Annotated in this window: 20 protein-coding genes; 6 read left to right on the top strand and 14 right to left on the bottom strand. The window is 54.0% G+C overall.

Annotation, left to right across the window (positions count from 1 at the left end):
* Window positions 1-31: 31 nt before the first annotated feature.
* Window positions 32-1321: a uracil permease gene (gene uraA, locus M2406_RS19120; protein WP_259191029.1), complete on the bottom strand. Its 1290-nt coding sequence runs from the start codon at window positions 1319-1321 to the stop codon at window positions 32-34.
* Window positions 1322-1383: 62 nt separating this feature from the next.
* Complete coding sequence (gene upp, locus M2406_RS19125; protein WP_017893631.1) at window positions 1384-2010, bottom strand: uracil phosphoribosyltransferase; 627 nt, start codon at window positions 2008-2010, stop codon at window positions 1384-1386.
* Window positions 2011-2265: 255 nt separating this feature from the next.
* Between upp and purM the strand changes: the two genes are divergently transcribed.
* Window positions 2266-3303, top strand: a complete 1038-nt coding sequence (gene purM / locus M2406_RS19130) for a phosphoribosylformylglycinamidine cyclo-ligase (RefSeq protein WP_115184932.1) — start codon at window positions 2266-2268, stop codon at window positions 3301-3303.
* Window positions 3303-3941, top strand: a complete 639-nt coding sequence (gene purN, locus M2406_RS19135) for a phosphoribosylglycinamide formyltransferase (protein ID WP_259191030.1) — start codon at window positions 3303-3305, stop codon at window positions 3939-3941. Before purM ends, purN begins: the two co-directional genes overlap by 1 nt.
* A 50-nt stretch (window positions 3942-3991) precedes the next feature.
* Here the strand turns inward: purN and M2406_RS19140 are convergent, their stop codons facing one another.
* Together M2406_RS19140 and M2406_RS19145 are read right to left on the bottom strand one after the other, a co-directional pair.
* Window positions 3992-4261 carry a type II toxin-antitoxin system RelE/ParE family toxin gene (locus M2406_RS19140; protein ID WP_112362990.1) on the bottom strand — a complete coding sequence of 90 codons (270 nt, stop codon included), beginning with the start codon at window positions 4259-4261 and terminating at the stop codon, window positions 3992-3994.
* Window positions 4262-4264: 3 nt separating this feature from the next.
* A complete protein-coding gene (locus M2406_RS19145; protein ID WP_259191031.1) occupies window positions 4265-4459 on the bottom strand; it encodes a hypothetical protein in 195 nt (64 codons plus the stop codon).
* Between the two features lie 144 nt (window positions 4460-4603).
* Here M2406_RS19145 and speG point away from each other — a divergent pair, with 144 nt between their 5' ends.
* Entirely contained in the window at window positions 4604-5158 is a 555-nt protein-coding gene (gene speG / locus M2406_RS19150; protein WP_012146239.1) for a spermidine N1-acetyltransferase, read from the top strand.
* 76 nt (window positions 5159-5234) lie between these two features.
* Here the strand turns inward: speG and M2406_RS19155 are convergent, their stop codons facing one another.
* From M2406_RS19155 to M2406_RS19195, 9 genes are all read right to left on the bottom strand, one after another.
* A complete protein-coding gene (locus tag M2406_RS19155; RefSeq protein WP_112362989.1) occupies window positions 5235-5600 on the bottom strand; it encodes a DUF596 domain-containing protein in 366 nt (121 codons plus the stop codon).
* 9 nt (window positions 5601-5609) lie between these two features.
* On the bottom strand, window positions 5610-6809 hold the full coding sequence (locus M2406_RS19160) for a DUF769 domain-containing protein (protein WP_259191032.1): 1200 nt from the start codon (window positions 6807-6809) through the stop codon (window positions 5610-5612).
* A 147-nt stretch (window positions 6810-6956) separates the two neighbouring features.
* The gene (locus M2406_RS19165; protein ID WP_041418648.1) at window positions 6957-7325 is read right to left on the bottom strand and encodes a DUF596 domain-containing protein; all 369 of its coding nucleotides are present in this window, start codon (window positions 7323-7325) and stop codon (window positions 6957-6959) included.
* Window positions 7300-7545 (bottom strand): hypothetical protein, encoded by a 246-nt coding sequence (locus M2406_RS19170; protein WP_012146241.1) that lies wholly within the window; start codon window positions 7543-7545, stop codon window positions 7300-7302. Before M2406_RS19170 ends, M2406_RS19165 begins: the two co-directional genes overlap by 26 nt.
* 161 nt (window positions 7546-7706) lie before the next feature.
* Entirely contained in the window at window positions 7707-8069 is a 363-nt protein-coding gene (locus M2406_RS19175) for a DUF596 domain-containing protein (RefSeq protein WP_012146245.1), read from the bottom strand.
* 8 nt (window positions 8070-8077) lie between these two features.
* A complete protein-coding gene (locus M2406_RS19180) occupies window positions 8078-8344 on the bottom strand; it encodes a hemagglutinin (RefSeq protein ID WP_259191033.1) in 267 nt (88 codons plus the stop codon).
* 89 nt (window positions 8345-8433) lie between these two features.
* The gene (gene pstB, locus M2406_RS19185) at window positions 8434-9246 is read right to left on the bottom strand and encodes a phosphate ABC transporter ATP-binding protein PstB (RefSeq protein WP_012146247.1); all 813 of its coding nucleotides are present in this window, start codon (window positions 9244-9246) and stop codon (window positions 8434-8436) included.
* Window positions 9247-9274: 28 nt separating this feature from the next.
* Window positions 9275-10927 carry a phosphate ABC transporter permease PstA gene (gene pstA, locus M2406_RS19190; RefSeq protein ID WP_259191034.1) on the bottom strand — a complete coding sequence of 551 codons (1653 nt, stop codon included), beginning with the start codon at window positions 10925-10927 and terminating at the stop codon, window positions 9275-9277.
* Window positions 10924-13098, bottom strand: coding sequence for an ABC transporter permease subunit (locus M2406_RS19195; protein ID WP_259191035.1), 2175 nt, complete (start codon window positions 13096-13098; stop codon window positions 10924-10926). The genes pstA and M2406_RS19195 overlap by 4 nt, the downstream gene beginning before the upstream one ends.
* Window positions 13099-13492: 394 nt before the next feature.
* Between M2406_RS19195 and ppk1 the strand changes: the two genes are divergently transcribed.
* Both ppk1 and ppx read left to right on the top strand, forming a co-directional pair.
* Window positions 13493-15556, top strand: a complete 2064-nt coding sequence (ppk1, locus tag M2406_RS19200; protein WP_012146250.1) for a polyphosphate kinase 1 — start codon at window positions 13493-13495, stop codon at window positions 15554-15556.
* A gap of 10 nt (window positions 15557-15566) precedes the next feature.
* Window positions 15567-17117: an exopolyphosphatase gene (ppx, locus tag M2406_RS19205; RefSeq protein ID WP_012146251.1), complete on the top strand. Its 1551-nt coding sequence runs from the start codon at window positions 15567-15569 to the stop codon at window positions 17115-17117.
* A gap of 32 nt (window positions 17118-17149) precedes the next feature.
* Here ppx and M2406_RS19210 read toward each other — a convergent pair whose 3' ends face one another.
* The gene (locus tag M2406_RS19210; protein WP_259191036.1) at window positions 17150-19369 is read right to left on the bottom strand and encodes a GGDEF domain-containing phosphodiesterase; all 2220 of its coding nucleotides are present in this window, start codon (window positions 19367-19369) and stop codon (window positions 17150-17152) included.
* Window positions 19370-19767: 398 nt separating this feature from the next.
* On the opposite strand from M2406_RS19210, the gene M2406_RS19215 reads away from it, so the two are divergent.
* Window positions 19768-19947 (top strand): YfgG family protein, encoded by a 180-nt coding sequence (locus M2406_RS19215; protein WP_012146253.1) that lies wholly within the window; start codon window positions 19768-19770, stop codon window positions 19945-19947.
* The last annotated feature ends 189 nt before the right edge of the window (window positions 19948-20136 follow it).

The raw sequence follows: 20136 nt of genomic DNA on the forward strand, positions 1-20136 counted from the left end.
AAACGGGCAGCTCATGGGCTGCCCGTTTTCATTACTTCTGTTCGACCGACTCGTCTGGTGCTTCGAGCACGACCTCTTCCTTGCGGTACAGGCTGATCACCTTAAACAGCAGGCTGAGACCAATGCCAACAATGGTCGCCAACGCCATGCCTTTCAGCTCGGCGGCACCGATATGCACCTTGGCACCGCTGACGCCGATAATCAGGATCACCGACGTCAGAATCAAGTTTTGCGCCTTGTTGTAATCCACCTTGGATTCAATCAGCACGCGAATACCGGACGCGCCGATCACCCCGTACAGCAGCAGAGATACACCGCCCATTACCGGCACCGGCACCGCCTGAATGGCCGCCGCCAACTTGCCAACGCAGGATAGCAGGATCGCCAGAACCGCCGCGCCACCAATCACCCAGGTGCTGTAAACCTTGGTGATGGCCATCACGCCGATATTCTCACCGTAGGTAGTATTTGGCGTTGAGCCGAAGAAGCCGGAGATGACCGTCGAGATACCGTTGGCAAACATGGAACGGTGCAAACCAGGGTCACGCAGCAGGTCTTTTTTCACGATATTGGCCGTCACCACCAGATGGCCGACGTGCTCGGCGATCACCACCAGCGCCGCGGGCAGGATGGTAAAGATGGCAAACCATTCAAAACGTGGCGTGTAGAAAGTCGGCAGTGCAAACCAGTGCGCTTCGCGGATCGGGGTTAAATCCACCACGCCCATAAAGAACGACAGCGCATAACCCACCAGCACGCCAATCAATATCGGGATAATTGCCAGAAAACCGCGGAACAGCACTGAGCCGAGGATCGTCACGCCCAGCGTCACCAGCGAAATGGTTACGGTCGTGGTGTCCGCGCTGACGCCGTCGGCTGGCAGCAGGCCCGCCATATTGGCCGCCACGCCCGCCAGTTCCAGACCTATAACCGCGACAATCGCCCCCATCGCCGCCGGCGGGAATATCACGTCCAGCCAGCCGGTACCGGCTTTTTTGACCAGTAGCCCCACCAGGCAGAACAGCACCCCACACATGATAAACCCGCCCAACGCCACTTCATAACCCAATGGCAGCAGCAACAGTACCGGGGAGATAAAGGCAAAGCTGGAACCGAGATAGGCCGGGATCTTGCCCTTGCAGATAAACAGATACAGCAGCGTGCCGATGCCGTTAAACAGCAACACCGTCGCCGGGTTAATCTTGAACAGGATTGGCACCAGCACGGTAGCACCAAACATGGCGAACAGGTGCTGGAAGCTGAGCGGAATGGTCTGCAGTAGCGGCGGGCGTTCACTGACGCCGATGACGCGACGTGTCATGGGGTTTTTCCTCTAATTATTTTCCGGTCAAAAAAAAGCCGACTCATCGTCGGCTTCAATTTTTATTTGGTACCAAATATCTTATCGCCCGCATCACCCAGGCCCGGCACGATGTAGCCCTTGTCATTCAGGCATTGATCGATAGAAGCGGTGTAGAGTTCGACGTCCGGGTGCGCTTTCTCCAGCGCAGCGATACCTTCCGGTGCCGCGACCAGTACCAGCACCTTGATGCTGTTGCAGCCGGCTTTCTTCAGCAGATCGATAGTGGCGATCATCGAGCCACCGGTTGCCAGCATCGGGTCAACCACCAGCGCCAGACGCTCTTCGATGTTGGAAACCAACTTTTGGAAATAAGGTACCGGCTCCAGGGTTTCTTCGTCACGGTAAACGCCAACCACGCTGATGCGCGCGCTAGGAACGTTTTCCAATACCCCTTCCATCATGCCCAGACCGGCACGCAGGATAGGTACGACGGTAATTTTTTTCCCTTTAATCTGGTCAATTTCAACCGGACCACACCAGCCATCGATGGTCACTTTCTCCGTTTCCAGATCGGCGGTCGCTTCATAGGTCAGCAAACTACCCACTTCCGAAGCCAGCTCACGGAAGCGTTTGGTGCTGATGTCATTTTCACGCATCAGACCAAGCTTGTGTTTCACCAGCGGGTGTTTCACCTCAACGATCTTCATCATTTTTCTCCTATTAAGGTGGTTGACGGCCAAAAAAATCGCCGGATTATACCTCCTTTTGCCGACTGCGCCACCCACAATAGCCCGATCGGGATCAACAAAAGATTGAATAACAGTATAGATGACGAAAAATCGGAGCTGGTTCACAAGCCACTCGCAAACGTTTGCCTGCGCTGTTAGAATTGCCGCGCCTTAGTCCGGAATCAATGCCGGATGCACAGTTTTCAAACCGCAAACCGTCGTGGGGATCGCGCAGTGACCGACAAAACCTCTCTCAGCTATAAAGACGCAGGTGTCGATATCGATGCTGGCAATGCATTGGTAGACCGCATCAAAGGTGTAGTTAAACAGACCCGCCGCCCTGAAGTCATGGGTGGTCTGGGCGGTTTTGGCGCCCTGTGTGCGTTGCCGCAGAAATACCGCGAGCCGATACTGGTTTCCGGTACCGACGGCGTAGGCACCAAGCTGCGTCTGGCGATGGACCTGAAACGACACGACACCATCGGCATCGATCTGGTTGCAATGTGTGTGAACGATTTGGTGGTACAGGGCGCTGAGCCGCTGTTCTTCCTGGATTACTTCGCGACCGGCAAGCTGGACGTGGACACCGCGGCCAGCGTGATCACCGGTATCGCCGAGGGCTGCAAGCAGTCCGGTTGTGCGCTGGTGGGCGGTGAAACCGCCGAAATGCCAGGCATGTATCATGGCGAAGATTACGACGTGGCCGGCTTTTGCGTCGGCGTGGTCGAGAAATCCGAAATCATCGACGGCAGCAAGGTGCAGTCCGGCGATGCCCTGATCGCCCTCGGCGCTTCCGGCCCGCACTCCAACGGCTACTCGCTGGTGCGCAAAATTCTGGAAGTCAGCAACACCGACCCAACCACTACAGTTCTGGAAGGCCAACCACTGGCTGACCATCTGCTGGCACCAACCAAAATTTATGTGAAATCCGTACTGGAGCTGATCGAGAAAATCGACGTGCATGCTATCGCTCACCTGACCGGCGGCGGCTTCTGGGAAAACATCCCACGCGTACTGCCGGAAGGCATGCAGGCGGTGATCGACGAATCCAGCTGGCAGTGGCCGGCCGTCTTCAACTGGCTACAGCAAACCGGTAACGTCAGCCGTCACGAAATGTACCGCACCTTTAACTGTGGCGTGGGCATGGTGATCGCTCTGCCGGAAGAATCGGTTGAATCCGCCATCGCATTGTTGACCGCAGCCGGTGAAAAAGCGTGGAAGATCGGTAAACTGACCGCTTCTTCTGACGAACAACAAGTGGTCATCAACTGATGAAAAAGATCGTGGTGTTGGTCTCCGGCCAGGGGAGTAATCTCCAGGCGCTGATTGATGCCTGCCAACAGGGCCGGATTGCCGCCGAAATTGTGGCGGTATTCAGCAACCGGGCGCAGGCTTATGGCCTGCAACGTGCGCAAGCGGCAGACATTGCCGCCCATGCGCTGGATGCCAAGGCCTATGCCGACCGTGCGGCGTTTGACGCCGCACTGGCAGAAGCCATTGACCAGTATCAACCGGATTTGGTGGTGCTGGCGGGTTATATGCGCATTCTCAGCCCGCAGTTCGTGCAGCACTTTGCCGGACGCATGCTGAACATTCACCCTTCCCTGCTACCAAAATACCCTGGGTTGCACACCCACCGGCAAGCCATCGACAACGGTGACAGCGAACACGGCACCTCGGTGCACTTCGTGACCGAACAGCTCGACGGCGGCCCGGTCATTTTGCAAGCCAAGGTGCCGATCTTCCCCGGTGACGAGGAGGATGAGGTAGTCGAGCGAGTGCAAACACAGGAACACCTGATTTATCCGCTGGTGGTGAACTGGTTTGTCGAAGGTCGGTTGGCGATGCGTGATAACGCGGCCTGGCTCGATGGCAAGCGCCTGCCCGAACAAGGGCATGCGGCGGACTAAAGTGCATCTTGAGTTTCTTCAAACCCTGGCTTTCAGCCGGGGTTTTTTATTCACGGATATTCCCGCTTGGCGTGAATAACACTAAGAACTTCTATATGCCCGATGATTCTATAAACAATCAGGTAGTTGGGATGGACGACAATTTCACGCGTATTATCTACCCTACCCAAACGATGCATTAAGGGGTTTAACGGCAGGGAAAGTACCACCGCTTCGATTTCGTGCTGCAATTTTCGCGCAGCCCGCGGATTTCTGTCATCAATATAATCAATAATGCTCCATAGCTCTTCCTGAGCTTCACTGCTCCATTCTATCCGCATTGATCATCCCATTTTGCGCAATTTTTTCTTTGCTGCTAAACGAGCTTGCAGTTCAGTCATCACCTGTTCGTGCGGAATTCTTGGCTGCTCACTGTTAATGGCTGATTCAATCTTGGCCCGATACCACCGATCGTAGCTCTCTGTTTGTTCGGCCGAACCCAGCACCGGCAAGGTAGAAAGTGGAGGTTTTATCGCCATGGAATACGTCCTCTCTGAGTTGTCTATATTTCAGGCAGTATAACGGCTTTGTTTACGAAAAAATACGCGACTCAGGCCTTCATCCTGACCATAATGTATTGTGCAGTATTATCATTGGTACCCTCCACGACATAAGGAACCCCCATGTCCAGCCCTACCAACGTCAAGCTACGCCCACTGGAACGGGATGATTTGACGTTCGTCCACCAGATGGACAACAACGCCAGCGTGATGCGCTATTGGTTCGAAGAACCCTACGAAGCCTTTGTTGAGCTTTCCGACCTGTACGACAAGCACATCCACGACCAGAGCGAACGCCGCTTTATTATCGAACACCAGGGCGCCAAAGTCGGGCTGGTGGAACTGGTGGAGATCGACCACATCCACCGCCGCGCGGAATTCCAGATCATTATTGATCCGACTCATCAGGGTAAAGGTTACGCCACTATCGCCGCCAAGCTGGCGATGGATTACGGTTTCTCGGTACTGAACCTGTACAAGCTGTATCTGATCGTCGACAAAGAGAACCCGAAGGCGATCCACATTTACAGCAAGCTGGGCTTCGAGGTAGAAGGTGAGCTGATTGACGAATTCTTCGTTAACGGCGAATATCGCACCGTGCTGCGCATGTGCATCTTCCAGCCGCAGTACATGGCAAAATTCAAAACCGCTGCCAGCGATAAACCTCTGGTGAAGTAAGCAAAAAACCCGCGAAAGCGGGTTTTTTATGAGGAGCTTATCGGCCCTTACTTGTCGTTAATATGACGAAAGAAAATCAGGTCCAGTCTTGATATCCATCATCATGGATCCAGACAATACCCGCAGAACAAGCATCAGATAAGAACCAATAACCATTGAAAGCCCCATGCTCCATATCTTCAGGGGTATTGGGGAAATTAACACGAAATCTATCTATTTGCTCTTTTATGCTTCCAGTTAAAAACAGGCCGTCACTGCCAAGTTTTACTTTCCCATCATGCATAAGACGTTCAATAAACCATAAAAACAACTCTTTTTCTTCGTTAAAAGAAAGAGTTATTTCCCCAGAGATACTATCTGGATGAATATTCTCCCATATAGTCACCATTGATGCGCCTTCAAGAGTCTCTTTTCTATTTTTATATTGTTCTTCTGTCAGCATAGAAATCACCTATCTAAATTTTATTTCAAACTTATTATCAGAAAGTTTAGACATTGTATTTATATTCTTATTTCCTATAATATCAATGGTCCATCGAGCTTTCGACTCTTGCGAACTTGAAGAGTAGTTTCTTAAATTGACTATTTTCCCATCAAACTTAGCAAAGTAAACAACCCCTTTCGAGTTTCTTACCTCTTTAAGGGGAAGACCTCCAGTAAGTGACTGAGCATAATCATAGATTTCCTTATCTGTTAGCGTCTCGGACGCAAAAACTTTTGTTGTTCCTTTTTTGTTACTCCCACCATCACCTAAAACTTGCTGTATTGATTTTCCAAAAACATTTACCTTGCCATCTACCTCCGTTTTATCGAAAAGCTTGACCAACTGATCTGTGTTGGTTTTCTGAATATCTCGCAGGTAATTCGCCGTTTTGGTCGACAGATTGGCACCCTCAGCCGTTTCGCCCTTGATGAAATCTGCGACCGGTTGAGCATTGAAGGTTTTGGTTTTATACAACTCATCAGAAGTCTTCACCAACTGCTGCGTTAGCTTCTTCACGCTATCCTCGGTTTTCCCCAAGATCAGCGTGCTGCCGGTAGTGACGGCTCCCGTTCCAATTATGGCCTCCGGCGCCACAATGTCTGCGGCAAAAATTCCGGCCTGGTTCAGGCAAAGCGCGGGGTTGGTTTTGCAACCGGCAATCGCCAATCGTGCCGCCAGAACTAATTCTGGCGCAGCTCCCACCAGCGTCATCCCCCCCGCAGTAAGTACCAGACCGCCGCCACCAACGGTCGCCACTATTGCGGCAGCTTCTCGGCGAGCCACAACACGTTTTGCCGCAGCAACATCGCCTTTATCAGCGGCCAAAATATCTTTCTGATTATCCAGCGCATACTGCAGCAACATATGTTCCGTCATGTTGTAACGGTAGACAGATTGCGCACTGTCCGCAGCGCTGTAAGCCCCTTCTGGCGTATGGGTAGTCAAAGCACCGGTCAGCGCACCGATAACACGTGCCGTTTGCTCTTTAACCTCATTGCCATTCATCGCCTCCTGCAGACGCAGCAGCTCGCGTTCTTTTTCATTGAGGTTGGCCGGTTCGAACAACGTGCTTTGCATAATAACGCCAGCCAGTTCTGCCGCCAGCGCCCCGGCTGCCGCCCCCTTGCCGTCACCGCGGCCGATTTCCGCCGCTACGCCGGCGACCACTGCATGGCTGACAGATTTACCGACGACACCCAGCAGGTAGTGTGGTTGGCGATACCAGCGATATCGCCGAGCGGAGAGACTGGCACCTGGCGTGCCACACTACCAACCGAATAACCGACACGGCGTTCTCTGCACGCTGACAACTACTCAGGTCCAATCTTCATAGCCGTTATCATGGATCCAGACAATGCCGCCGGGGCATTCCTCTGTCAGAAACCAGAATCCGTCGAAGGCATCGGCATCCATTCCCTCCTGATTTTTAGGAAACCTCTCGCAATACAGTGCAATCTGCTCAGCGACACTTCCCTCCAAGAATTTGCCTCGGCTGGCCAGTTTGATCTTCCCGTCTTCGAGCAAGCGTTGAAGAAACGCAAAGAAATATTCTTTTTTCTCTTCAAAAGGGAAGGCATCATTCCAAATGTCCTCATCTGGGCAACTGACTTCCCAAAGAGCACCTATAGACATACCTTCCAATGCTCTTGTTCTTTCATCATAGAGCGACTCTGTAATTTTCATTATTATTCAGCGCACCGATAACACGTGCCGTTTGCTCTTTAACCTCGTTGCCATTCATCGCCTCCTGCAGACGCAGCAGCTGGCGTTCTTTTTCATTGAGGTTGGCCGGTTCGAACAACGTGCTTTGCATAATAACGCCAGCCAGTTCTGCCGCCAGCGCCCCGGCTGCCGCCCCCTTGCCGTCACCACGTCCGATTTCCGCCGCTACGCCGGCGACCACTGCATGGCTGACAGATTTACCGACGACACCCAGCAGGTAGTGTGGTTGGCGATACCAGCGATATCGCCGAGTGGAGAGACTCGCGCCTGGCGTGCCACACTACCAACCGAATAACCGACCCGTTGTTGCCGACACGGCGTTCTCTGCACGCTGACAACTACTCAGGTCCAATCTTCATAGCCGTTATCATGGATCCAGACAATGCCGCCAGGGCAATCCTCATCATAAAACCAAATATCTTCATTTTTGGCTTTCCATTCCTCTTCCGTCTTGGGGAATGCAGCTTTGTAGAGTGTTACCTGATATTCAATGTTGCCTTCTAGGAGTTTACCGTGTTTTGCTAACTTTATTTTCCCATATTTCATAAGAAGCTGAATAAGTTCTAAAAAGTAGGCTACTTTCTCCTCATAAGATAATGTTTCTCTATCAAAGTTGTCAGCTCTCATAGCTGACCATACGGTTCCAATAGATGACCCTTCTAACTCTTCACTAAACAATTTGTATTTATCGTCGCTATACAACATGGAAATCCTCACCGAAACTTGATTTCTATTCTTTTCTTCACTTTACCTTGAAGCTCACCCAACTGTTCATTACCAAGGATATCAATTGTCCAACGTGCTTTGGTATCTTCCTTACTGCTTGAAATTTTCCTAAGGGTTAGTTTTTCACCCGTTTTCTCGTTCAAAACAACGGTCCAAAGCTCGTTAGTTCTTATCTCCAACAATGTTTTTCCACCCGTCAGTGACTGCGCGTAATCAAAGATTGCTTGTTTTGATAAATTCTCAGTTGCGAACACCTTCACATTACCTTGCTTGACCCTGACCCCGAATATGATCCAGTCATAATCAGGAATAACCGGCTTCTGACCCTGACCCCTACAATAAATCAACCATAGCGCCCGGTAATATAATCCTCGGTACGGCGCTGGCGCGGTGAGGTGAAGATGTCGTCGGTGTCGTTATATTCCACCAATCGGCCCTGGTGAATAAACGCCGTGTAATCGGATACTCGCGCCGCCTGCTGCATGTTGTGCGTCACCAGCACCACGCTGTAGTGCTGTTTTAGCGCGGAAATCAGCTCTTCGATGGTTAGCGTAGAGATCGGATCCAGCGCCGAGGTCGGTTCATCGAGCAGCAGCACTTCCGGTTCGATGGCGATTGCCCGCGCAATCACCAGCCGCTGTTGCTGACCGCTGGAAAGGCGAAACGCGTTCTCGCGCAGCCGGTCTTTTACCTCGTGCCACAGCGCTGCGGCACGCAGCGAACGTTCCACCGCTTCATCAAGGATGCGTCGATCGCGCACGCCCTGCAGCCGCAGGCCGTAAACCACGTTTTCATAAATCGACTTCGGGAAGGGATTCGGGCGCTGGAACACCATGCCGACCCGCCGTCTCAGCGCCGCAACGTCGATCTGCGTTCCAGAGATGCCCTGGCCGTTAAGTTGTAGTTCGCCTTCAATCCGGCAGTTGTCCACCAAATCATTCATGCGGTTGAAACAACGCAGCAGCGTCGATTTACCGCAGCCGGAGGGGCCGATCAGCGCCGTCACCCGGTGTTTCGGGATACGCAGTGAAATATCGTGCAGTACCTGCTTCTCACCATAAAACAACTTGAGATCCTTTACCGCCAACGCGGTATCTTCATCATCAAGATGCTGGACATCCAGCCGGGGCAAACTGCCTGGCGTCATCAAACCCATTGGGCACTCTCCAGCAATAGCTTCATTGTTACTGCGACCATGCTTTATACCGCTCCCTTAGCGAATGTCGGATGCCCATCGCCGCCAGATTCAACCCCACCACGATCGCCACCAACAGGAAGGCGGTGGCAAACACCAGCGGCCGGGCGGCTTCTACGCTCGGGCTCTGGAAGGCCATATCGTAAATCTGGAAGCTCAGGTGCATAAACTTCCGCTCCAGATGCAGATACGGGAAAATATCATCCACCGGCAACACCGGCACGGATTTCACCACGCCCACCAGCATCAGTGGTGCGGTCTCTCCAGCGGCGCGTGCTACCGCCAGGATCAACCCCGTCATCATGGCAGGTGCTGCCATTGGCAGAACAATGCGCCACAGCGTTTCCGCCCGGCTGGCACCTAATGCCAGCGATCCCTGACGCAATGAGGCAGGAATGCGCGACAACCCTTCTTCGGTAGCGACAATCACCACCGGCAAGGTCAGCAGCGCCAGCGTCAACGCCGCCCACAGCACGCCCGGCGTGCCAAAGGTCGGGTTGGGCAACGACTCCGGGAAGAACAGTTGATCGAGCGTGCCGCCAATCATATAAACAAAGAAGCCCAGACCAAATACCCCATAGACAATCGAGGGTACGCCGGCCAGATTCACCACCGCAATACGGATCAGCCGTGTCAGCAAATTATTACCGGCGTACTCGTGCAGATAAACCGCGGCAATGACGCCGAACGGCATCACCACAATCGACATCAGAATTACCATCAGCACCGTGCCAAAAATGGCCGGGAATACGCCGCCTTCGGTATTGGCCTCACGTGGGCTGTCAGTAAGGAACTTCTTGACCTGCTCGCCCCAGTGCACCAGCTTCTGGGTGGTATTCATCGCATTGGGATACCAGGCATCGCGCACCTGGCTGAGCGCAATAGTATGAACCTGGCCGTGCATATCACGCAGCAGCAGCGCATCACGGTGACGATCGCGGTTCAAGCCTTCCAGTCGGTCAGACAACAACCGATACTGACGTTGCAGTTCCAGTCTCTCAGCGTTGATGGACGCCTGCGCACGGGCGTCGAGCTTGTCGTCATGCTGCAGGCTTTTCTCCCGCAGGCGCAGCGCATCAAACCGTTGGTTGATACGCGCCATATCGCGGAACTGAATATCATGCGCCTGACGGGAAAGCGCGGCAATTTGCGGCAAACGCTGCAACAGCGCCTGGCTGAGATTACGCCCGGTCAACGGCTGGCCGTCCTCCAGCATGCCCGCCAGATAACCATAGGCGGTGCCATTACTGTTGCGTTCCAGTACCAGCAAATTGCGCGGCGTGCTTTGGCTCAGAATGTCACCGGCCAGCAGCGTGCGGAAGTCCTGCCCTTCGCTGTCACGATTACCCACTTTGATCAGATAGCGCTCAAAACTCTGTGCATCTGCTGGCGGCAAGGCAACCCCGGACTCCTGCAATTGACGGCGCGGAATGCTCTGCTGTTGGTACAGTTCGCCAATCATGGTCACCGATCCTGCGGCGCTCTGATTGAGTTCAAACTGGTAGACCGGGCTGGGCCAGAAATAGCGCATCCCCTGCCCGGCCAGCAGCAGCATAATGCCGATCAACGCCAGCAGGCTGACGGCCACCGATCCGGCTGTCAGCCAGATCCAGGGCGAGCCGCTCTTGGCCCAAAGCCTCATGGCGCCTCCTGATTCAGGGTATAGCGCTCACGCAGGCGCAGACGGATCGCCTCCGCCAGCGTGTTGAAGACAAAGGTGAAAATAAACAGCACCAGTGCGGTCAGGAACAGCACCCGATAATGGCTGCTGTCGGCCACCGCCTCCGGCATTTCGATGGCGATATTGGCCGCCAGGGCGCGCAAGCCCTGGAACAGGCTACCGTCGATCACCGGCGTGTTGCCGGTCGCCATCAGCACAATCATGGTTTCGCCCACCGCACGACCAAAGCCGATCATCAGTGCCGAAAAAATACCGGCGCTGGCCGATGGCAGAACCACCCGCATCACGGTTTGCCACTGGGTCGCACCCAACGCCAGCGATCCCTGGCTCAGGGTAGCCGGCACGCTGAACAAGGCGTCTTCCGCCAGTGAGAAGATGATCGGCACCAGTGCAAACCCCATTGCCACCCCCACCACCAGTGCATTGCGCTGGTCGTAATCATCGCCCAGCCAAAAATGCAGCGGCTCGCCAAACAGTTTTACCTCCAGCCACGGCCCCACGCTGAACGCCAACCAGACGGTCAATATCATCAACGGCAGCAGGATCAGCAGATCCATGCCCGGCGGCAAGCGGCGCGGTGCCAGCTTGTTCACCAGAGCGCCGCAGGCCAGCACCACTGTCGCCAACAACAGCGGCAGTGACAGCACCGTCAGCAGATAGTGTTCAATCACCGGTGCCAGCCAGATACCGGCCACCAGCCCAATCACCACCGTTGGCAGTGCACCCATCACTTCGATCGCCGGCTTGATCACCCGCCGTAGCCCGGCCGACATGAAATAGGCGGTATAAATAGCCCCGGCCAATGCCAGCGGAATGGCAAACAGCATGGCGTAAGCCGCTGCCTTGAAGGTGCCAAAAATGACCGGCATCAGGCTGAACTTGGCCTGATAGCTGTCCTCACCGGAGGTGGATTGCCAAACATAGGCGGGCTCAGGGTAATTTTCATACCACACCTTGTGCCATAGCGAGCGCCAGGTGACATCGGGATAAGGATTATCGATCGGATAATGCTGCCAACCCTGCGCCGTTTCCAGCAGCAGGCCGTCACCACGTGGAGCAAACGCCATCTGTTGCACCCCGGTGCTCAACCGGCCATTCAACAACGGCTGTGGCTGAATGCTGGAAAACAGCGAGAAGCCCCCGTCGGGCCTCAGTGTGGCGAACACCCGACGATAAGGTTCAGCCACCAGCAAATCCCGTGGTTCGGACTGATGGTCGAAATGCTGCACCGGCGTCAGTTGCCAGCGCTGCCCTTTTTCAACATCAAACCACTCACGCAGGCTGCCGTCAGCCGCTTCAATCAATAAGGCGCTGCCACCGGGCAAGGCCGTCAGTTGATAAGGAGTGCGATCGCCGAGAATACGCGTTTCTTTAAGCTGTAACTGAGTGTCGTTAATTTGATAGCGCGCCAGTCGGTTACCCGACAGCAGGTACAACTGACGGCCGTCCGGCGTCAGCACCAACTGTTGTACCGCGCTCTCCAGCGGGCTTTCGCTGAGCTGCGGCGCCTGGTCGCTGCCAAAACGGCCAAACACCAAACGCCGGTCTTCGGTAACCCCGGCCAGCAGATACTGCCCGTGCCGCGCTTCGGACAGTGCCAACAATGCCAGGGGCCGCCCCTGTTTATCCAGCGCCAATGGTCGTTGCCCCAGTGGGAATAGCCACTGTGGTGCAGAGGTGCTCGCAGCGGCAAAATCCGCACTGGCGATGATAAAACGACCATCGGCCTGCGCCAGAGCAAACAGGTCACGTTCCCCGGCCGCCTGGGTCAGCAACGCCGGTTTGGTCAGCAATGGCTGCTGCGTTAATGGCTTGCCGGTGCCGGCGGGATCCTGCTGCGTCAGGGAGTAAAACTGCCCTGCACCCTGCTTATCAATGCGATAGCCGATACGCTGCTGCACATCCATACCCAGCGCCAGCGCAGGCGCGGTGGCGCTAATCGGCAACGGCTTTGCCTGCCCCATCGCCGCCGGTTTAAACAGCGGCAGCACCGCAAACAGCAGGTAAACGAAGATCAGCATTAACGTCATCAGCACCAGCAGCCCGCTGACGGTCACGGCCGCCTGCACGCTACGGTCGATGCGCGCACGCAGCCGATCCCGGGGATGTTGGTTTACCGTAGTCTGTGCCATGTCTCTCGCTGTCGCTGATGTAAGCAGGCTTGCGCCATAGAATAACCGGGCATCTTATGTCAGTTTTATGACGTTTGCATGACAAAGTTGCCCGCCGAGTGCGTCGAACTTTAGGCTACACATAAGCATTATTAATCACATATATTGCTGAAAAATGATGATAAACCCGATCACATCTATAAACACAAAGCATGAAATGCGGCATTTTATGCCAGTTGGTAATGTCACGCAGTCCCAACGCCGCAGAAAATATTTTTACGCCTTAAAATGCCTCGCGCCAGGGTAATGGATATGTTGGACTTTCCTGTCAATCTCTCGCAATAATGATGAAGGACACTGAAGCGGCATCCGGGCTGCGTCCCGGATCCTTTTCTAAAATTGAACTGGAGTGGCAATGGGTCAGGAAAAGCTCTACATCGAAAAAGAACTAAGCTGGTTATCCTTTAATGAACGCGTATTGCAGGAAGCCGCAGATAAGAGCAATCCCCTGATTGAGCGCATGCGTTTTCTGGGCATTTACTCCAATAACCTTGACGAGTTCTATAAGGTCCGCTTTGCCGATCTCAAACGACGCATTCTGATCAGCGAAGAGCAAGGCTCTGGCGGCGCTTCACGCCATCTGCTGAAAAAGATCCAGGCCAAGGTATTAAAAACCGATCAAGAATTCGACAGCCTGTATAACGATTTGCTGCTGGAAATGGCGCGTAATCAGATCTTCCTGATCAACGAACGTCAGGTGTCGGAGAACCAGCAAATTTGGCTGCGACAATACTTCAAGCAGCATCTGCGTCAGCACATCACGCCCATCCTGATCAATCACGAAACCAACCTGGTGCAGTTCCTGAAAGACGATTACACCTATCTGGCGGTGGAGATTATTCGCGGCATACGCATCGATTATGCGCTGCTGGAGATCCCGTCCGATAAGGTGCCGCGCTTCGTCAACCTGCCGCCGGAAGCCCCGCGCCGTCGCAAACCGATGATCCTGCTGGACAACATTCTGCGCTACTGCCTGGACGATATTTTCAAGGGCTTCTTCGACTACGACGCGCTCAATGCCTATTCGATGAAAATGACCCGCGACGCGGAATACGATCTGGTCACTGAGATGGAATCGAGCCTGCTGGAACTGATGTCCTCCAGCCTGAAACAGCGCCTGACCGCCGAGCCGGTACGTTTTGTTTATCAGCGCGACATGCCGAATGAAATGGTGGAGTTGCTGCGCGGCAAGCTGGGTATCTCCAACTATGACTCGGTGATCGCCGGCGGCCGCTATCATAACTTTAAAGACTTTATCGGCTTCCCGAACGTCGGCAAGGCCAATCTGGTCAACAAACCGCTGCCACGCCTGCGCCATACCTGGTTCGAAAAGTTCCGCAACGGTTTTGACGCCATCCGCGAACAGGACGTGCTGCTTTACTACCCATACCACACCTTTGAACACGTGCTGGAACTGGTGCGTCAGGCGTCATTTGACCCTAGCGTGCTGGCGATAAAAATCAATATTTACCGCGTGGCGAAAGACTCACGTATTATCGAATCGATGATCCACGCCGCCCACAACGGCAAGAAAGTCACAGTGGTGGTAGAGCTGCAGGCACGTTTTGATGAAGAGGCCAACATCCACTGGGCCAAGCGCCTGACGGAAGCCGGCGTGCACGTAATCTTCTCAGCTCCAGGCCTGAAAATCCACGCCAAACTGTTCCTGATCTCACGCCGTGAAGGCGACGAGATTGTGCGCTATGCTCATATCGGTACCGGCAACTTTAACGAGAAAACCGCGCGTATTTATACCGACTATTCATTGCTGACCGCCGACTCACGCATCACCAACGAAGTGCGTCGGGTGTTTAACTTTATCGAAAACCCGTACCGGCCGGTCACCTTCGACAACCTGATGGTGTCGCCGCAGAACTCGCGCCTGAAGCTGTATGAGTTAATCGACCGGGAAATTGCCAATGCCGAGGCCGGGCTTCCCGCCGGTATTATGCTGAAAATCAACAATCTGGTGGATAAAGGGCTGGTAGATCGGTTATATACCGCATCCGGCGCCGGTGTAAAAATCCGCCTGTTGGTGCGAGGTATGTGTTCTTTGATTCCCAACCTGCCGGGGATCAGTGACAATATTCAAGTAATCAGCATCGTCGACCGCTATCTGGAACACGACCGGGTTTACGTTTTCGAAAACAAAGGTGACAAACTGGTTTATCTGTCCTCTGCCGACTGGATGACCCGTAACATAGATTACCGCATCGAAGTCGCGGTCTCGCTGCTGGATCCAACGCTGAAACAACGAGTTCTGGATATTCTGGAAATTCTGTTCAGCGACACGGTCAAGGCACGTTACCTCGATAAAGAACTGAGCAACCAGTACGTACCGCGCGGCAACCGCCGTAAAGTCCGTTCTCAGGTTGCCATTTACGAGTATTTAAAAGCTCTGGAACAACCAGGACAGTAGGCCAGCAACTATGCCGCTAAAAAGCACTGCAACAAATAAACCGCAGGAAATTGCTGCCATCGACCTCGGGTCGAACAGCTTCCATATGGTGATTGCCCGCGTCGTCAACGGCGCTTTACAGGTATTGGGCCGTTTAAAACAACGGGTCCACCTCGCCGATGGATTGGACAGCAACAATGTGCTCAGTGAAGAGGCAATAGAACGTGGACTAGCCTGCCTGGCGCTGTTTGCCGAACGGCTGCAGGGCTTCCCGGCGGATAACGTCACCATCGTCGGTACTCACACCCTGCGTCAGGCCGTTAACGCGGAAGTGTTTCTCAAACGTGCAGCTAAAGTGATCCCCTACCCGATTGAAATCATCGCCGGACAGGAAGAAGCGCGTCTGATCTTTATGGGTGTGGAGCACACCCAGCCGGAAAAAGGCCGCAAGCTGGTGATCGATATCGGCGGTGGTTCTACTGAGCTGGTGATCGGTGAAGACTTTGAGCCGCTGCTGGCGGAAAGCCGCCGTATGGGCTGCGTCAGTTTCGCCCAGCAGTTTTTCCCGGGCGGTGAAATCAGCAAAAACAATTTCAAGCGTGCGCGCCTGGCAGCGGCACAGAAGCTGGAAACCCTGGCCTGGCAGTACCGTATTCAGGGTTGGCAGTATGCTCTGGGCGCGTCCGGTACCATCAAGGCCGCACACGAAGTGCTGGTGGCGATGGGCGAAAAAGACGGCCTGATCACCCTGGAACGGCTGGAGATGCTGACGGAGCAGGTGTTGCAGTTTAAAAGCTTCAGCTCCCTGAGTCTGCCGGGGCTGTCGGAAGACCGTCAGTCGGTGTTTGTACCGGGTCTGGCTATCCTGTGCGGCGTATTCGACGCGTTGGCAATCCGCGACCTGCGTCTTTCTGACGGCGCGCTGCGCGAAGGCGTGCTGTACGAAATGGAGGGCCGTTTCCGCCATCAGGATATCCGCAGCCGTACCGCCAAAAGCCTGGCCGATCACTACAATATCGACCGTGAGCAGGCCAAGCGGGTGCTGGACACCACCGAACTGCTGTACGCCCAATGGATGGCGCAAAACACCAAGCTGGCGAATCCGCAGTTGGAAGCGCTGTTGAAATGGGCCGCCATGTTGCATGAGGTGGGGCTGAGCATCAACCACAGCGGCATGCATCGCCACTCGGCCTATATTCTACAAAACACCAACCTGCCCGGCTTTAATCAGGAGCAGCAGTTGCTGTTGGCGGCGCTGGTGCGTTTCCACCGTAAGGGTATCAAGCTGGAAGAACTGCCGCGGCTGAACCTGTTCAAGAAAAAGCATTACCTGCCGCTGATCCAACTGCTGCGTTTGAGCACCCTGCTCAATAACCAGCGTCAGTCGACCACCACACCCGAGACGCTGCGCCTGAGTACTGACGATAATCACTGGACGCTGCGTTTCCCGGCCGGTTATCTGGCGTTAAACAACCTGGTACAACTGGATCTTGAACGTGAGCAGGCCTACTGGAATGACGTCGTCGGCTGGAAGCTGATTTGCGAAGAAGAAGAGACCCAAAACGAGCAACGTACTGCCTGAGTCTTTCGCCCCCTGCCTGCCGGGGGGCAAACTCAACGCGGTGTCGGTAACAGCGCCAGCAAGGGTTGTGGCTCGCCAATGAAGTAGCCCTGCATATAGTCCACGCCAACCCCTTTCAGCGCGACCAACTGCTCCATGCTTTCCACATATTCAGCCACTATCGCCAGCCGTTTCATGCGCGCAACCTTGCAGATAGACGTAATGACCTGGAAATCCACTGGATTGGTCAGCATGTCACGCACAAAACTGCCGTCGATTTTCAACATGTCGACCGGCAGCATCTTCAGCCGATCGTAGCTGGCATAGCCGGTGCCGAAGTCATCCAGCGCAATGCGACACCCCATCTCACGCAATGCCTGCAAATTGGCCCCGGCATAGGCCGTATCCTGCAACAGATGCGATTCGGTCACTTCCAGCGTCAGTTGATAGGGCTCAATCTGGTACTGCTCCAGCAGGCTGTTGACATCGTGGCGCAGCATAGGCCGGCACAGCGAAGAAGGTGACAGATTAACCGCGAAGCGCGCACTGGGCAGTTCGGCACGGTACAGATCCATAAATTTCAGCGTATTGCGCAACACCCACAGGTCCAGCCGATACGCCAGGCCGAACTCATGTGCCACCGGCAGAAAATCATTAGGCGATATGATCTCTCCGCACGTATCGCGCATGCGCAGCAGAATTTCATGATATCGGTCACCGCGCAGGCCCACGATCGGCTGCGCCATCAGAATGAACCCATCGTTATCCAACGCATGCTGTACACCATGCAGTAACTCGACTTTGCGCTTAATTTCTTCCTGTACCCATTGCCCACCGTTTTGCACGCTCTCCGGTTTGCCGCTGGTCAACGATACTTCGGCCAACGAGCTAAGCTCCCCCAGCAGAAGGTAGAGATGTTCGAAATCCGCATTCACGCTGCAATAGCCTAACCCCAGCGGCGGATGGAGCGGCAACCCGTTCCATATCAGACGGAATTTCTCCAGCGCGTGGTAGATCTGCAAAACCTTTTCTTCGCTATCTTCGCCATCCACCCGCAGCAACAGATCATAACCCGGCAGATGATATACGCCCTCACCGGGTGCCAATACCTGATGCAGCAGCGCCGCCAACTGCTGTTTGAAACGAATGCGCAATTGCATACCGTAGTTGCGGCTCAGCAAATCCAGCTCGCTAACGCGCAGGAAACACAGCGTTGAGGGTAATGACAAGGTCAGATCGCGCTTGAGGGCGCGCAGGTTAGGCAAGCCAATCACCGGATCTTGCAGCGCAGCGCTTTGCGCCCTGGCATGACTTAATCGCTGGCGGGTATTGAGCGCCGACATCAGGTAAATACACAGGGTAAACACCACCATCATCGAAGAGATGACTGCCAGGTTATGCAATAAATTGTCGCGCTGCGCATAACCGGGATAATGGAAAAACAGCACCAGCAGCGAAGAAGACCAGATAATGCAGTTGAATTGGTAGCCAAAGCGCATCGCGCCATACAGCATCACCGGCAGCAACAGGATCAGGCCATAGCCCCCCAGCAGCAGAGGATTGGAATTTTTGGCGTAGTAAGACAGCAAGGCCACCATGCTGACCAGCACCAGCAACCACAGAGACAACTCTTTTTTATCGGCCTGGGGAGCCATTTCACGGCCAAAACGTCGCCACAGCGTCAGTGCGAACCTGGGCTTGTTCAATAGGCGCAACATAAAGTAGAACAGCGGCATAGCGGACAGGCAACCCAGCAGCAGCGCCTGAAAATTGACCAGGGCCAACAAATAATCACTATTACCGGGCATCATCCCCAGTTCGTCAGGCAATTGGGCCAGAGCGACCAGCAGTTTCAGGCCGAAGACAAACAGCAACGCCGGCAGCACCACCAACCAGATCAACCTCGCTTTGACCAATGCCGGTACGCCGGGGGCCGCACACCAACGACGCTGAGTCTGGCTGCGATAGCCCAACCAGCACAGGATCAGACAAAGCAGGTACAACGAGGTGACCAATATGCCGCTCTCCAGCCCCAGTCGGCTCGCGTATCGCACCATGATGGCAAGGGTAATGCCCGGCAGCGCCCGCCAGTCGTAGACCATCAACAACGCAATGCAGGCTGCCAGTGGCAGATAGAGCAGATAGACTTTGCCCTCTGGCAACATAATGCGCGGCGACAACCAACCGGCGAACGGGATCAACAACAAGCCCCAGATGAGGGGATAACCCCACCAGCGCTCGCGTAAATGCTTCCAGAATATTGGCTTAACCATAAAAATAACGAGTCCGTCAGGGCGCAATTCCATTCGCGCGTTCAGGTAATAAGGCAGGTTCCTTTACGTACCTCTATCCATTCATGAGGCAAAGTGAAAGTAACATATGCGACAGGAGAATGGAGTGGAATTTTATGCGGCAGGGTCAGCAAGGGTTTGACTGCGATCAATCATGGAGGAAAAGTTGGGTAAATATGTGTAAGCCTATTTTGGGTATTTTCTTAAGTCCATGATCCAATAGACAAACTAAAACTCTTGCTAAACATAAGTGAAATATCCGACGGTACCAACCGGAAATAAATGGACAATATTTGTCATCGATAGCTAAAATTCCGTTTACAATTTATCGGCTTTCACCGTCGTTGAATGACACAGGAAACCGGCATGCCGGGTGATATATGCGTAAAAAAACCACCGGACAGATGACAAAAATAGTACTGTTTGTCAGCTTTATCATTTTGGTTGGCCGTCTGCTGTATGCTGCGGTGGTCGCAGTACCCCATCATCAGGAAAAAAAGCTCGCCCCTTATCAAACAACCACCGAAACAGGCGGCGAAAACCAGGGCACCGCTCCCTGACTTCAAAGACCCAGGCTACTTTGCAGGGCTTGCGAATAGTTAAGCAGCCTGCCGGCGTTTCGGCATGCCAGGCCCCTTACTTATTCCTCAGCTTCTGCTGCCATTTCATAAAAATGACGTCTGCATTCACTAAGCTCTCTGTTGTTCAGAGCTTGTCTGTAAGGACCCCTGAGTGCCAGTAAGGAATAT

The sequence above is a fragment of the Serratia sp. BIGb0163 genome (genome assembly GCF_024809935.1).
GTDB classification, from domain to species: domain Bacteria; phylum Pseudomonadota; class Gammaproteobacteria; order Enterobacterales; family Enterobacteriaceae; genus Serratia; species Serratia quinivorans.